This is a genomic window from Pradoshia sp. Z3_51 (assembly GCF_058215915.1).
The window spans coordinates 316,834-331,495 of the sequence record NZ_JBZAJC010000004.1 but is presented as its reverse complement, the minus strand read 5'-3'; the positions used below and the strand labels follow the sequence as shown (position 1 = coordinate 331,495).

Sequence of the window (14,662 nt, the reverse complement as noted above, 5' to 3'; positions counted from 1 at the left end):
CATCCCGATTAAAAAAGCACCAACCAATTGGTCGGCGCTTAAATCTATCATCTATTATAATCTAACTTCAACCCAGCCGTTTTTAATCGCATATACAACCGCCTGAGTACGATCATTTACATTCATCTTTTGAAGGATATTACTTACATGATTTTTAACGGTCTTCTCGCTGATAAATAAAGTCTCACCGATTCCTCTATTACTTTTGCCATCAGCCAATAATTGAAGGACCTCGCACTCACGTCTTGTCAGCAAATGCAATGGACGGCGAATCTCGACATTCATGACATTATCGCCATTTGCTGCTTCATCCGTTGCCAATCTTCTGTAATCACGTACTAGATTATGAGTAACCTTCGGATGCAGGTAGGAACCACCATCTGCAACGACTTTAACAGCGTCAATCAAGGCATCCGCATCCATTTCCTTTAATAAATAGCCGCGGGCACCTGTTTTTAAAGCATGGGTTACGTAGTTTTCATCGTCATGAATTGAAAGCATAATTACTCTGGAATCCGGAAATTTCTCAATCAACTGGCCTGTTGCCTCAACCCCGTTGACGTTTGGCATATTGATATCCATGATGATAACATCCGGATGATATGTATCAACAATTGAGATCGCCTCGCTGCCATCGTCCCCCTCAGCGATTACCGAGAAAGAAGATTCGAAATCGAGAATCCGTTTAACCCCTTCGCGAAATAATTGATGATCATCTATGATTGCAATTGTAGTTGTCATTATCTCTCATCCCCCATCTTTTTACAGTAAGTAGTCATTATCCTAATTATATTCTTGACTACTAGTAAACTCCAAACATTTACAATAAATATAACTAAAAAACTATTTTATAAAAAAATTACACAATTATTGATGCCTTTAATGGAATCTGAATATAGACAAGCGTACCTCCACCCACACTTGATTGAATGGTCATTTCTCCTTCAAGTGTCTCAACACGCTCATTCATTCCCATGATTCCAAAGGAACCTTCCTTTTGTTTATGCGGCTCAAATCCACGGCCATTATCCCGTACAGTCAATGTCCCTTTATCATTCAAAAGTTCCAGTTTAACCTGAATCAGGCTGGCATTCGCATGTTTGATTGCATTTTGGACTGCTTCCTGGGCAAGCCTGAATAACGCAACTTCATAATTCGGCTCAAGTCTTTTTTCCTGTCCATAAATCTGAAATTTAAAATCAATCTCTGAATTGTATTCACCAATGGTTTGCAAATACTTACGCAGAGTCGGGATAAGCCCAAGATCATCCAAGGCCATAGGCCGCAGGTCATAGATAATTCGCCTAACCTCAGCCAGCGCACTCCGAACCATCTGCTTCAGAGATTTTATTTCCAGCAACGCTTCCTCAGGACCGCGTTCCCTGAATATCCGCTCCGTTAAATCTGAACGGACCATCACATTGGCAAGCATTTGTGCAGGACCGTCATGAATTTCACGAGAAAGCTTTTTGCGCTCGGCTTCCTGGGCCTCAATGATTTTAAAGCCAAAGTCCTGTTTCTGTTTATACATATCGAGAACCTCAGACACGTCCTGCAGGTCACTTGTTAAATAATGCAGAACAACCGTGATTTGCGAAACGAGATTCTCAGCTCTATCAATAGTTTCCTTTAGATTAATGAGCCTTCTTTCAAGGTCATCTCGACGTTTACGGAGCTGTTTTTCCAGCTCTCTGTTCATGGTCAGGTCAACCTGATACGTATGTGCCTGTTCATAGGCTGCCCTCACTTGTACCTCCGTAAATTCCTTGAAACGGGAGGAAACATCTGATAAGCATTTACGGGATTCACGCGCCTTTTGATCAAGCTCATCCCCATCAGCAATGACCTTCAGCACCATTGTTTTAACAGATTCTAATTCAGAAGAAAGTTGAGCAAATTCATGCTGACAGTGTTCCCCTATTTCATATATTTCTCCCTTACTATTGTCCACGGTACTGATCATATGATTAAGGATGTTATCGAGTGCCTTTCCATCCAGCTTAGGTACCCGCATAATCTTACCTCCTGTTTGACGCAAAAGAATCCTCCGCTTCTTCTGTACCAATTCATATAAAATAGTTCGGTCTTCACGAATTTCCTTTGTGGGTGTTTTTAGAAATTATTGGGTAAATAAGTTAATATACCAGTGAAATACTACATAATAGTTAAATTATAGCACGATTACCAGTATTTTTTTTACTTTTTACTATTTCACATCTCCATCACAGCATATTACTCTTCTGTAATAAAGATGTCGTACGAACCGAATAATAAAGTATACTAGAAGGGATATAAAGAGAAAGGCGGCAGTTTAAATGCTGAATTCATATAAAACAGTAAAGGGATATGGCGAATCTGAACAAATCATCCAAAAGTCACGCTTTATTGCCTATGTGAATCGCGTGGAATCAGAGGAAGAAGCCATACAATTTATTCAATCAATCAAGAAAAAGCACTGGGATGCGACCCATAATTGTTCAGCCTATATGATCGGTGAAAATGACCTCATCCAAAAAGCCAATGATGATGGTGAACCTAGCGGCACAGCCGGTGTCCCTATTCTCGAAGTCATTAAGAAAAAGGGCTTGAAGGACACTGCGGTGGTTGTGACACGCTATTTCGGAGGAATTAAACTTGGGGCTGGCGGATTAATCCGCGCATACAGCGGAGCAGCTTCTGAAGGAATTAACGCAACCGGTGTGGTGGAAAGAAGATTAATGCGCATCATGAAATCCACGTTCGATTATACACTTCTCGGGAAAATTGAAAATGAACTTCGAAATTCGCACTATTCCATTAAAGAAATTCATTATCTGGACCGAGTCATGATTGAATCCTACGCAGAGGAAGACGCAAAGGAAGCCTTCATAGACTGGATGACGGATTTATCAAATGGACAGGCATCCATAGAAGAAGGCGAAATGCTATACCTCGAGCATGACCTCTAATTCTAAAAGAACTCAATTCCCCCTTCTTTGTCTAAAATCTTAGGAAAAAAGTTTAGTTTTATCGACAAAATACAACAAGAATTATAGTTGCAATTAGGTAAAATGAATCAATACGATATTGGACAAAGAAGGGGTTATTTATGAAAAGAGTATACCAGGTTCTATTCAGCCTCACGGTACTCGTTGTCTGTCTATTGGCAACCTCCTTATCGGCAGAGGCACACGTGAAAAAAATATCCACTCCTGTTTTAACTCAGGAAATCCACAACATCTTCAGCACAGATTCTTCAAACTGTATACGCCATGAAATAATTTTCAATTCTATTAAAATTTAGGCCAACTTCCCCGCTAACTTTAACCATAGCAACCTAATGCAAAATAACTAAGCCAAAATACAACCCACACTTTTTATTAACTCGACAATTAGCCACTAAAAACAATTTTTATAGAAAAGAATCCATATTAAAGTCTATTAAAAAGATCCAAAGTATAACTATTAAAATAGTTAAATATTACCATATTTATCCGATATAATAAATAGGGGATTATTGTAATTAATGCATTTAAACTAGGGGGATATTGAATGAGGAATTCATTAATTAAAGGAATTAGTGCCTTTATTGTATTTTTGTTTTGTTTCATGGTTTCCACTGCCAATGTAAACGCTGCGGAAACATTACAAAAACAGAACAATGCTCAAAAAGGCGGTATAAAATTATTCAGTACTGCGGATGAGAAAGAATACACAGAGCAAGAGTTGATTGTTAAGTTTAAATCTGTCCTTTCTAAGGGTCAGCGAAAGCAAATCATCAACAGCATTAAAGGTAGTGAGCTATCCTTTTCTGAAACAGGAAATTATTCTTTAGTCTCTGTAGTAAAAAATACTGACCTATCTTCTATTGCCAAAAGGCTCTCTAAGCACAAATCCGTTCAATTGGTTGAACCAAATATATTATACAAAACGGCTTATACCCCAAAAGATAAACATTATAAAAAACAATGGCATTTACCAAAAATCAATATGCCAAAAGCATGGGATAAATCAAAAGGATCCTCTTCGATCATAGTTGCTGTTATCGATAATGGAATGCAGATAAATCATCCAGATCTAAAAGGGAAAATTACTAAGCAAAAAAATATTGTACGCAACAACTCGACGATAACATCGGCAGCTCATGGTACCCATGTAGCTGGTATCATTGCAGCTACTCAGAACACAATCGGTATATCAGGTGTAGCTCCAAAGGTTAAAATCATGCCTGTTCAAGTTTTCAATGGGCAATATGCAGACGCTTATAGTATTGGTGATGGAATTATATATGCAGTCAATAATGGTGCAAGAGTATTGAATTTAAGCTTTGGAAGTTATTCTTACAGTTCATATGTAGACAGTGCAGTGGCATATGCGCATTCGAAGGGCGCTATTATTATTGCAGCTGCAGGTAATGACAGCACCTCCTACACTTCTTATCCAGCTGCTTTAAATCATGTGTTGGCAGTTAGTTCCACTAATAAGAAAGACAGCGATTCATACTTTTCTAATTTTGGAAACTACATAAATTATTCAGCTCCTGGTGAAGATATCTATTCTACCGTCAACGGCAGTTCTTATGAATATATGGATGGAACATCAATGGCGGCTCCTTTAGTAAGTGGAGTAGCTGCTCTAATGCTTTCTAAAAATCCTTGGTTATCACCAGACCAAATAGAAATTATTATGAATAAATCTGTCAAAGACCTCGGGAAAAAAGGCTGGGATTCTTTATATGGATATGGTCGAATTGATGCGAGCAAAGCAATGTCAAATACACCTGGGCAGTTATCAACGATAACCGCGAGTACAAAATTCACTGCTACAGGGAAAAATAAACATAACATCTCTGTAAGCGCATATGGCTCGTCAAAACTATCAATCTATGTAAAGGATTCCAAAGGAAAATTGGTTAGAAGTTTAGTCTCCAATAAACCGTGGAGTTGGGGGAAAATTTCCACATCATGGGACGGAAAGACAGGATCATATAGCTACGCCAAATCAGGAAAATATACGCTTGTTGCAAGAATGACTAGAGGCAGCAAAAACATTTATAAAACCAAAACTGTGACAGTTAAGGATAATGTAGCCCCAACAGTCACCAGTAAAGCTGCCAATTTTTCACACAAGGTCACTACATCAATAAAAGTTCCTTATGTACTTAACAAAGATTCAAAAGTAACTGTTAAAGTTTTGGATAGTACGGGGAAAACAGTTGGAACAATTATGAAGAGCAAGACCATCAAAGGTGGCAAACAATCAATTACTTGGAACGGGAAAAACTCCAGTAACAAGCTAGTGAAGGATGGCAGTTATAAACTGTCATTCGAAACCATCTCTCTAACGAAGGTCAAAGGAAAAACAGTTAAATCAAGTATCACTGTGGATACGACTATAAATGGCTCTCTAAATAATATAGCTACCCCATTTAAAGCAACAGAGAAGAATAAACAGAATGCAACCTTTAAATCCAAAGAAAAACTATATATGACTGTTTCTGTTTTGAATAGCAAGGGTTCGAAAGTAAAAACACTGGTTACTAACAAATTGTATGATCCTTCATCCATACAACATAGTTGGAATGGAACAGACAGTAAGAATAAATTTGTTACAGAAGGAATTTATGTTTTTCAGTATGAGTTAAAAGATCTCATCGGTAATAAAAAAACGATTAAGAGTAAAACTTTCAACCTCGAAGATCATCGTGCTAATTTTGTAAGTGGCAAAGGAACAAAGAATATCACCGGTAATACGGACGTTGCTATTCCATATACACTCATTAAAGCTTCCAGTGTGTCTATCAATGTTTATAAAGGCTCGACACTTGTAAAAACAATCCTAAAAGATGAGGACCAGAAGGCTGGCAGCTATGATTTCTCTTGGAATGGAACCAATTCTAATGGTGAGTATATTGGAGATGGAGTTTATACCTACAGAATCAACGCATCTGACAAGTATAAAAATAACGCAACTTACAGTGCAAATCTTAATGTGGATCGCCAAGTTATTAAAGTTGAGTATCCGAAGCACGTACAAAATAAATCTAAAGAGTATTATGAAACAGATATTGAGGTCTTCTATAAACTCTCTGATCCTGCTACCGTCACGGTTGAAATTTATGACGGAGATGATTCTCTAGTTAAGACTATCAGTAAAAATGTAAAACAAGAGGCGGGAATTCAGAATTTCACGTGGGATGGAGTAAGTGACGATGGCAACGATTATTGGTATTACGAACCTCTCAATTACGTTATTAAAGCCAAAACAGAGATGGGCAGAGAAACAAAAGTAACCGGCTCTATCTTAAGCAATTATTATGAGGAATATCCAGAGTGGATTCAAAGTCATTCCGTAGATACACATAATACGGGCATCGATATAGTAACAAACTTATCAAAAGATACAGAGATGCAATTAACTGTCTATGATTATAATCATTATAACTCCGGCAATCTTAGTAGCTATTATGATCAGCAAACATATACATTCAAAACAGGGCAAAACACCTTGAATTATCTTGTACCTGACAATCTCTTTGTTGATAATAGTTACATCGATTTAATGTATGTATTATCCTATAAGGATGAACTGGGGAATAAATACGAGTACGCCTATAACGATGGGTACTATAACTATTAATTTATAGGATCTTAAATTAGCTGTCTAAGAAAACGTATCTTCTTAGGCGCACTCTAATTAAGTATAGGTATTTATAGCCTAGCTCATGTAATCAACACTCTCATTTTATAGTTGATTCTATAGTTTGCTTAATGGAATGGCTGACAAAGAAAATAGTTCTCCCATTTTCCTCTAAGACTTCTAGCAAATACTTGGTCACAAATAGATAAAGCTTGAGTAAATAAATCACCAGAACTAAAAAAGCTGCGCACTATCCGTTTTTTAGGATAATCGCAGCTTTTTAGTTTGTCATCCAGAGCGGTCAATGAACTCTTTGCCTCATAAAACGCTCTAGTGCATCCCTCCAGGTTGGTATGACAAAACCTGTATCCTTTACTTTATCCAATGACAGGACAGAATGCTTTGGCCTTGCAGCCTTTTGTGGGAATTCAGCTGATGTCCCAGGCAAAACCTCTACCCGTTTACCTTTTAATATTTCTTTAGCAAACTCAAACCATGTCGCCACTCCATCATTCGAAAAATGATAGACACCTGCCTCGACTTCATGATTCACAATATAAACCATGAATGCCGCTAAATCATGCGCATAGGTCGGCTTTCCATATTGGTCATTTACCACCTTAATCGTATCCATTTTCTTAGCTAAATTCAGCATGGTATAAACAAAATTACGGCCATGTTCTCCAAATACCCAAGAAGTACGGATGATATAGGCAGAAGGACTATATTTTAAAATTGCCTCTTCACCTGCAAGTTTAGCCGCCCCATATTGATTGATAGGATTTGTTTGATCTGACGGTAAATAAGCTGCCTCTTTTGTTCCATCGAATATATAATCTGTACTTATATAAATAACTCGAGCCCCTATCTCCGCTGCCGCTTTACTAATATAAGCAGATCCATCTCTATTAATTCTCCAATTCGCTTCCCTGCCTTCTTCCTCCGCAGCTTCAACATTCGTATAAGCTGCACAATGCAAAATCCAGTCCGGGTGAATGGAAGATATGGTCTCGGAAACTTCCTGTTCATTAGATATATCCAGCTCTTCCTTAATAAAGGGGAATACCGTGTGTATCCCATCCTCCTTTAGCAGGGTAACAACATCAGTCCCGAGTTGGCCATTCGCTCCCGTTACTAGTATTTTCATCTTATTTCACCAGTTTGGCGCGTTCCTTTAATGGACGCCACCATTCCTCATGATTAACATACCAATCAATTGTTTCCACAATCCCCGTATCAAAGGTATACTTTGGCTTCCAGCCCAGCTCAGTTTCGAGCTTTGTGGGATCAATCGCATAACGGAGATCATGCCCGAGCCGATCCTCTACATAGTGAATCCTGTCACTTGAGAGGCCAAGATGCTCTACAATTTTTTGAACGATTTCATTGTTAGTCCGTTCATTATGACCGCCAACATTATACACTTCTCCACTTTTCCCCTTATGGAGCACTAAATCTATTGCGGCACAATGATCGGTTACATGCAGCCAATCACGGATATTCTCCCCATTTCCGTAAATCGGTAACATGTCCCCATCTATTCCATTTGTTATCATCAATGGAATTAATTTTTCAGGAAAATGATAAGGCCCATAATTATTTGAGCAGCGCGTGATAGTAACGGACAAGCCATAGGTCTCATGATAAGCACGGACGAGCATATCTGCTCCTGCTTTACTTGCTGAATATGGGCTGTTCGGTGCTAACGGTGTCTCTTCTGTAAAATAACCTGTTTCCCCCAGCGATCCATAGACCTCATCCGTCGATACCTGTAAAAACCTTTGGATATGACATTCCTTCGCTGCATCCAATAAAGCCAATGTTCCCTGTATATTCGTTTCAATGAATATTCCTGGATTCAAAATACTGCGGTCCACATGTGACTCAGCCGCAAAATTAACAATTGCCTGGATATCATGTTGTTCGATTAAGCTCTTGATTAGCTCACGGTCCGTGATATTCCCTTGGACAAAATAGTGATTTTGATTCTCCATCAAATCATCCAAGTTATGTATATTACCCGCATAATTTAGTAAATCCAAATTAATAACTCGATAATCAGGATAGGTAGTTAATAGATGACGGACAAAATTACTTCCAATAAAGCCCGCCCCTCCTGTAACCAAAATGTTCATTAGGCATCCTCCCAAACAAAATTATAATCAGCTCCATGAAGCTTCGGATGTTTTTGGTCCTTATCAGATAAAATCGGAACTGAAACTGGCCATTTAATAGCTAGCTCCTCATCATTCCAGGCAATTCCCCGGTCATGTTCAGGTGAATATAATTGATCCACCTTATAAAGTACATTTACATTTTCCGTAATGGTACAAAATCCATGTGCAAATCCCTTTGGAACAAGTAATTGGCGCTTATTAAATTCACTGAGAATAAATCCTTCCCATTGCCCAAAAGTAGGTGACCCTTTTCGTATGTCAACCACTACATCATAGATTGCTCCTGTTACCACACGTACTAATTTGGTTTGGCCCTTAGGTTCCAATTGGTAATGCATCCCTCTCAATACGCCGGCTTCCTTTGAAAGGGAATGATTATCCTGAATAAACCGATCAAGAATGCCATGTTCATGAAACAGGTTTTCATTATAGCTTTCCGTAAAGAAACCACGATGGTCCCCATAAACGGCAGGTTCGATTAATTTAACACCCTTCAACCGGCTTTCAATAACATTCATAATTCCACCTTTTCTTTAGGCATCATTTGGTCTTGCTCGATCATCCTCATCAAATACTGCCCATACTCATTTTTCGAAAGTGGTTCAGCCAATTGTCTGACCTGCTCAGCATCAATATAGCCCATCCGATAGGCGATTTCCTCTAGGCAGGCAATCTTAAGCCGCTGTCTTTTTTCCACTGTTTCTATGAATGTGGAAGCTTCAAGCAGGCTCTCATGCGTACCTGTATCCAACCAGGCAAAACCGCGCCCCATGATTTCTACGGTCAACTCGCCATTTTCGAGGTAGATGCTGTTTAAATCTGTAATTTCCAATTCTCCTCTGGCAGATGGCTCAATTCTTTTCGCATATTCTACCACTCTATTATCATAAAAATAGATACCTGTCACAGCATAACTGCTTTTCGGATTCTTCGGTTTTTCTTCTATGGATATAGCCCTCATCTTATTATCAAACTCTACTACACCAAAGCGCTCTGGATCATGCACATGATAGCCAAATACAGTAGCTCCATACTCCTTCGATGCAGCTTTTTGTACCATTTTGGATAATCCCTGTCCATAAAATAGATTGTCCCCTAAAATGAGCGCAACAGAATCTTCGCCAATAAAGCTTTCACCGATAATAAAAGCCTGTGCTAGTCCCTCCGGTTTTTCTTGTACAGCATAGGAAAGGCTTATGCCAATATTAGAACCATCTCCTAACAGTTGTGCGTAACGTGATGTATCTTCTGGAGTTGAAATGATTAAGATTTCCTTTATACCTGCCAGCATCAATATGGATAAAGGATAATAAATCATCGGTTTATCGTAAACCGGCAGCATTTGTTTGGAAATAGCACTGGTTAATGGATATAATCGGGTACCACTTCCGCCTGCCAATATAATTCCCTTCATTTCCATCCTCCTTAATAGTCAACATCACTCACTTGAACAATTTCTGTATTCCTACTCTGCCTGTACCCACCGGGCGCAGTTCATACCAACCTTTTACACTGGGATGATTGCTAATATTGCTTACTGTATATTGATGAACTGCGGGAAATAGCTACAGTAATATAAATAAAGATTCTTCCTCTGCACAACAATCTATCTATATTTTTTACAATTTTACCATTAATATCAAGTATAAAATATATTTTCCTATATTTAGTAGGTTGATAAGGTGCTCTTTTTACTTATTCCGCAAATTAATTAACCCACTATCATCTGTAATAACATTCCACCATAATGAAAAAAGACAAAAGTATACCAAGAAATGATGTGCACTCCAAAAGTTAGAATCAAAAATCTAACTTTAGAGGTGTGTTTTATTATGACTAAATACAGCGAAACCTTTAAATTCAAGATTGTACAAGGGGATATAACTGGAGTTGAAGAATAGAGGAATCAAAGGGGAATAAGTTTAAACGAAAGCCACACCGATATAGTTCCTTTTTATGGAGAATCTTTATGTACCTATGAGGAATTAAAGAAGTGAATTAGCAAATACATCAACTATGACAACAAAAAAAATTAGCTGGTATGAGTCCGGTTGAATACCGTCTTCACACCAGCCAACTAGCTGCTTAATCATAACTCTAACTATAGGGGTTACCTGAAAACCCCAGATTACTAATACCTCTTATTATTTCGCTACTTCAATCAGCTTGCCTTGCTTTTCCATCGCTTGCTGCTTAAATTTCTTTCGCTCTTCATTGGACATAGCTTTATATTCTTTAAGGAACTTTTCATACTTTGGAACAACCTCTTCAATCGTTCCATAGTCTTTTAATTCTCCATATTCAAGCCATATCGCTTTATTGCAAAAATCTTTAATTTGCTTAATGGAATGGCTGACAAAGAAAATCGTTTTTCCACTATCCCTGAAGCTATACATCTTCTTTTTAGATTTCTCAGCGAATGCTTGGTCACCAACGGATAAAGCTTCATCGACAATTAAGATATCCGGATCCACTGTAACAGAAATCGCAAACCCAAGCCTTGATTTCATCCCACTTGAGTATTTTTTTACAGGTTGATCAATAAATTTTCCAATATCGGCGAACTCAATAATCTCCGGTTCAAGTTCTTTAATCTCTTTCTTGCTAAAACCCAGCATCAAACATTTTAGCTCAATATTCTCACGGCCTGTTAATTGATTATTCAATCCAGATGCAATGGCAATTAAAGAAGTTTGCCCTATTGTTTCTACCGTGCCAGTTGTTGGCGGAATAATACCTGCAATAATATTGGACAATGTAGATTTACCTGACCCGTTGACACCAATTAAGCCAATGACATCACCTTTCTTTGCGGTGAAGCTAATATTCTGCAAAGCATAAAAGTCTTCTCCACGGCCGCCCGGCAAAATAATATCGAGTAATTTATCAGTGGTTTTACTATGCATCCGGTATTTCTTATATACATTCTTTACAATTACGGTTTCTTCCATTACATTCACTCCATTTTACAAGTAATCTACAAAGTGATTCCGGAATCTTAAATGAAGCGATGAACCAATCATTAATAAGACGATGGTCACTCCCCAAAAATAAAAGGTGTAATCAATATTATCAATAAAGTACCAGGACTGGCCGAGTATAGAAGCCCGATATCCTTCTACCAAATATGTTAATGGATTTGCTTTTATTAAATTTAATAATGGGCCTGGTAAATCAGGACTGTACCATATTAATGGTGTAATATAAAATACCATCCTCATTATAGCTTGTACAAACATTTGTACATCTCTGATAATCATAGCCAAGGTGGATGTAATGAGTGTTAATGCAACCATAAACACAACGGCACTTGCTATATAGTATGGCAGCTGCAAATAATATATCGATACCGGATACCCGTTAAATTGCATAATGACTAATACTGCAGCAAGAATCAGCAAATGTTGATACAGTTTTGAAAATATAACATACGTTGGTATGGTGCTCATTGGAAAGCTCATTTTTGCAATCATATTAATTCGCTTATGAATGGATCTCGTCCCATCTAAAATGGCTGGATTAGCAAAAAACCAAAGGCTGATTCCTGAAATCATCCAGAGGATAAATGGTACACCATCTATATCCTGCCCTCCACGGATCCCAATACCAAAAATAAGCCAATACGTGGCTATTTGTATCATGGGATTAATAAATTCCCATGCCATTCCCAAATAATTATTATTATTATTGCTCTTCATTTCGAATGCAGACAATCGGCGAATCAAATAGAAAGAGCTAAATTGTTCTTTTATAACTGTAAACATTGACTTCATAAATAGAATATCCTTCCCCATAATTTACAATCAACTTATATAGTATAGCGTATTTGCATGTGTCTATCTATCTTATAGAGCCCTATGCTTAGATGAATAAACAGGGGGTTTATCAAATAAATAAGATATCAAATTTTCACTTGAATTTCCTTTAGAATACTTATTCCATTTTTGTGCAAATTCATCAATCTTATTCATATCAAACTGATCTTCTAAAATCAGATTTGTAATCTCTTCGGTATCTTTTGCTATCGGTCCTGGCACTGTCTCTTCATAAGAAGACCATAAACCTCTGTCTACCTTATAAGTTTCCAAATCATAAGGATAGAATATCATTGGTTTTTTTAGCAATGCATATTCATAGATAACCGATGAATAATCTGTGATTAGATAATCCGAAATAAGCATGAGTTCTTTAATATCATGGATTTCCGAGGAATAATCTACTACAAATCCAGGATACATTTTGCTGTAATCAATATTCATTTTAATGGTTGGATGAAGGCGCAACACAACAATATATTCATCCCCAAGCTTTTTTTTCATTCTATCCAATTCTAATTGTAAAGTTAAAGTTTTATTGTCATGTTCTCTGTACGTCGGTGCATATAAAACAACCTTTTTATTCCATAGAAGTTCGTTTCCCTGCTCAACTTGGTTAAAAATACTTTCTTTAAGAGCTGTATCATAAAAAAAGTCTGTTCTGGGAATACCAGTCCTAAGAATACTTTCTCCCTTAACATTGAAAGCTTGGATTAAATACTTGGCCATACTATCTGAACCAACCACAACTTTATTAAAACGGCTACACCCTTTAAGAAAACGTTTCTTAGACCTGCCTGAACAAACCTTTATAGAGGCCTCTTCCAGTCCGAAACGCTTAATTGATCCGGATGCATGCCATAATTGAACACACACTACCTCTTCTTTAAATTTAGTAGATGGTAAAAACTCATAATAATCATCAACCATGATGTATTTGGATGTCGCTAAATGGTAGAAGGAACGAAAAAAATAAAGTGCGTTCCAGCAATCTAGAGGCAATGTACAAGTATCTTCATATTTTAGAAAATGATTTATACTTTGACCTTTACATAAAAAAACAGCTTCACACTTCACATTATTTTTACGCATTTCTTCATATACATACTGAGCATTATCGCCATAGGAAACAACGAAGGTTACTTTATCTTTAAGGGGTAACAGACCACAAACAGAAAAAACAACCTTTACTATGAGTAAATAGAACTCTATTAACCATTCTCTAACCATATTCACCTGTAATGCACTAATTTATATTTTTGCCTTAAAAATCGGAGTGGGAGTAAATTTAAACTACTTTTTAGTTATCAAGCAACCCTCTCCACCCACACTTATGACAAATATAGGCATATCACTATTACGGATCTTTATTCGATATGAAACAATGGATTACTTAATTATCAGTAAATAACTTTATATCCGAATTTCGCTATATCGATCACACCGAGTGGTTGTTTTTTGTTCATCCATTCTTAACACGGTATTTTAAACGGACAGTCCCGGATACCGAACCACTATATTGTGCGCAAAATCTCCTATTTATTATATATCTCTGCTCAATAACTTTCAAATAACCTTTTCATTGTACTACATATCTAAGAAGATTTCGTTAGTGAATACAAGGAAACATGGATTCGCGCATTATATAAAAGAATGAATCCGAAAAGCCTTAACAAAGTCTAATCAATAGAACAGCTACTATAATACCCTTCTAGATTATGCAGAAACAAATGATTCTTTCACAGGCATATGCTGTTGTTTACTATTATTATAAAGGTTACCGAATAGCAGTTGACTTTAGGTTCAAATCTCTAATTATACCTTACCTATACTTCGCATAAGCTTGGGATCAGATTTTTTATTATGGGTATAACTTAAAACAATGATTAAATTCAGGTAATATTCTATCTAAATAGATGAAAATAAGCAGCTTTCTCTAATAAAAACCTAATAATGCTGCTTAATCCATCCTCAAGAAAAGGAAATCAATGTGTAAATCATTTTTATGAGGGAAAAGAACAAGTTTTTGAGCGAATTAGAGGAAGTATTGAG

Annotated in this window: 10 protein-coding genes and 1 pseudogene; 2 read left to right on the top strand and 9 right to left on the bottom strand. The window is 37.2% G+C overall.

The features are described from left to right. Positions 1–54: 54 nt before the first annotated feature. Both AC4BHA_RS10850 and AC4BHA_RS10845 read right to left on the bottom strand, forming a co-directional pair. A complete protein-coding gene (locus AC4BHA_RS10850) occupies positions 55–741 on the bottom strand; it encodes a response regulator (RefSeq protein WP_066106006.1) in 687 nt (228 codons plus the stop codon). Positions 742–859: 118 nt separating this feature from the next. After that, positions 860–2,014, bottom strand: coding sequence for a sensor histidine kinase (locus AC4BHA_RS10845; protein ID WP_066106003.1), 1,155 nt, complete (start codon positions 2,012–2,014; stop codon positions 860–862). Positions 2,015–2,315: 301 nt separating this feature from the next. Here AC4BHA_RS10845 and AC4BHA_RS10840 point away from each other — a divergent pair, with 301 nt between their 5' ends. Together AC4BHA_RS10840 and AC4BHA_RS10835 are read left to right on the top strand one after the other, a co-directional pair. Then, complete coding sequence (locus AC4BHA_RS10840) at positions 2,316–2,948, top strand: YigZ family protein (RefSeq protein ID WP_490558592.1); 633 nt, start codon at positions 2,316–2,318, stop codon at positions 2,946–2,948. Between the two features lie 583 nt (positions 2,949–3,531). After that, the gene (locus AC4BHA_RS10835) at positions 3,532–6,618 is read left to right on the top strand and encodes a S8 family serine peptidase (protein WP_490558591.1); all 3,087 of its coding nucleotides are present in this window, start codon (positions 3,532–3,534) and stop codon (positions 6,616–6,618) included. Positions 6,619–6,919: 301 nt separating this feature from the next. Here AC4BHA_RS10835 and rfbD read toward each other — a convergent pair whose 3' ends face one another. The 7 genes and pseudogenes from rfbD to AC4BHA_RS10800 form a co-directional block, all read right to left on the bottom strand. Beyond that, positions 6,920–7,765: a dTDP-4-dehydrorhamnose reductase gene (rfbD, locus tag AC4BHA_RS10830; RefSeq protein ID WP_490558590.1), complete on the bottom strand. Its 846-nt coding sequence runs from the start codon at positions 7,763–7,765 to the stop codon at positions 6,920–6,922. A gap of 1 nt (position 7,766) precedes the next feature. Next, positions 7,767–8,753, bottom strand: coding sequence for a dTDP-glucose 4,6-dehydratase (gene rfbB / locus AC4BHA_RS10825; protein ID WP_490558589.1), 987 nt, complete (start codon positions 8,751–8,753; stop codon positions 7,767–7,769). Beyond that, positions 8,753–9,313: a dTDP-4-dehydrorhamnose 3,5-epimerase gene (gene rfbC, locus AC4BHA_RS10820; protein ID WP_490558588.1), complete on the bottom strand. Its 561-nt coding sequence runs from the start codon at positions 9,311–9,313 to the stop codon at positions 8,753–8,755. Before rfbC ends, rfbB begins: the two co-directional genes overlap by 1 nt. Next, positions 9,310–10,209: a glucose-1-phosphate thymidylyltransferase RfbA gene (gene rfbA, locus AC4BHA_RS10815; RefSeq protein ID WP_490558587.1), complete on the bottom strand. Its 900-nt coding sequence runs from the start codon at positions 10,207–10,209 to the stop codon at positions 9,310–9,312. The genes rfbC and rfbA overlap by 4 nt, the downstream gene beginning before the upstream one ends. Positions 10,210–10,966: 757 nt before the next feature. Further along, positions 10,967–11,746 (bottom strand): annotated as a pseudogene (gene tagH, locus AC4BHA_RS10810) (teichoic acids export ABC transporter ATP-binding subunit TagH); the annotation flags it as partial. Positions 11,747–11,761: 15 nt separating this feature from the next. Beyond that, positions 11,762–12,568, bottom strand: coding sequence for an ABC transporter permease (locus tag AC4BHA_RS10805; protein WP_490558586.1), 807 nt, complete (start codon positions 12,566–12,568; stop codon positions 11,762–11,764). A gap of 72 nt (positions 12,569–12,640) precedes the next feature. Then, positions 12,641–13,840: a CDP-glycerol glycerophosphotransferase family protein gene (locus tag AC4BHA_RS10800; protein ID WP_490558585.1), complete on the bottom strand. Its 1,200-nt coding sequence runs from the start codon at positions 13,838–13,840 to the stop codon at positions 12,641–12,643. Positions 13,841–14,662: the final 822 nt, after the last annotated feature.

Excerpts from the sequence above, each read along its gene's own strand:
- AC4BHA_RS10850 (WP_066106006.1), bottom strand. The coding sequence starts at position 741 with ATGACAACTACAATTGCAATCATAGATGATCATCAATTATTTCGCGAA.
- AC4BHA_RS10845 (WP_066106003.1), bottom strand. The coding sequence starts at position 2,014 with ATGCGGGTACCTAAGCTGGATGGAAAGGCACTCGATAACATCCTTAAT.
- AC4BHA_RS10840 (WP_490558592.1), top strand. The coding sequence starts at position 2,316 with ATGCTGAATTCATATAAAACAGTAAAGGGATATGGCGAATCTGAACAA.
- AC4BHA_RS10835 (WP_490558591.1), top strand. The coding sequence starts at position 3,532 with ATGAGGAATTCATTAATTAAAGGAATTAGTGCCTTTATTGTATTTTTG.
- rfbD (WP_490558590.1), bottom strand. The coding sequence starts at position 7,765 with ATGAAAATACTAGTAACGGGAGCGAATGGCCAACTCGGGACTGATGTT.
- rfbB (WP_490558589.1), bottom strand. The coding sequence starts at position 8,753 with ATGAACATTTTGGTTACAGGAGGGGCGGGCTTTATTGGAAGTAATTTT.
- rfbC (WP_490558588.1), bottom strand. The coding sequence starts at position 9,313 with ATGAATGTTATTGAAAGCCGGTTGAAGGGTGTTAAATTAATCGAACCT.
- rfbA (WP_490558587.1), bottom strand. The coding sequence starts at position 10,209 with ATGAAGGGAATTATATTGGCAGGCGGAAGTGGTACCCGATTATATCCA.
- AC4BHA_RS10805 (WP_490558586.1), bottom strand. The coding sequence starts at position 12,568 with ATGAAGTCAATGTTTACAGTTATAAAAGAACAATTTAGCTCTTTCTAT.
- AC4BHA_RS10800 (WP_490558585.1), bottom strand. The coding sequence starts at position 13,840 with ATGGTTAGAGAATGGTTAATAGAGTTCTATTTACTCATAGTAAAGGTT.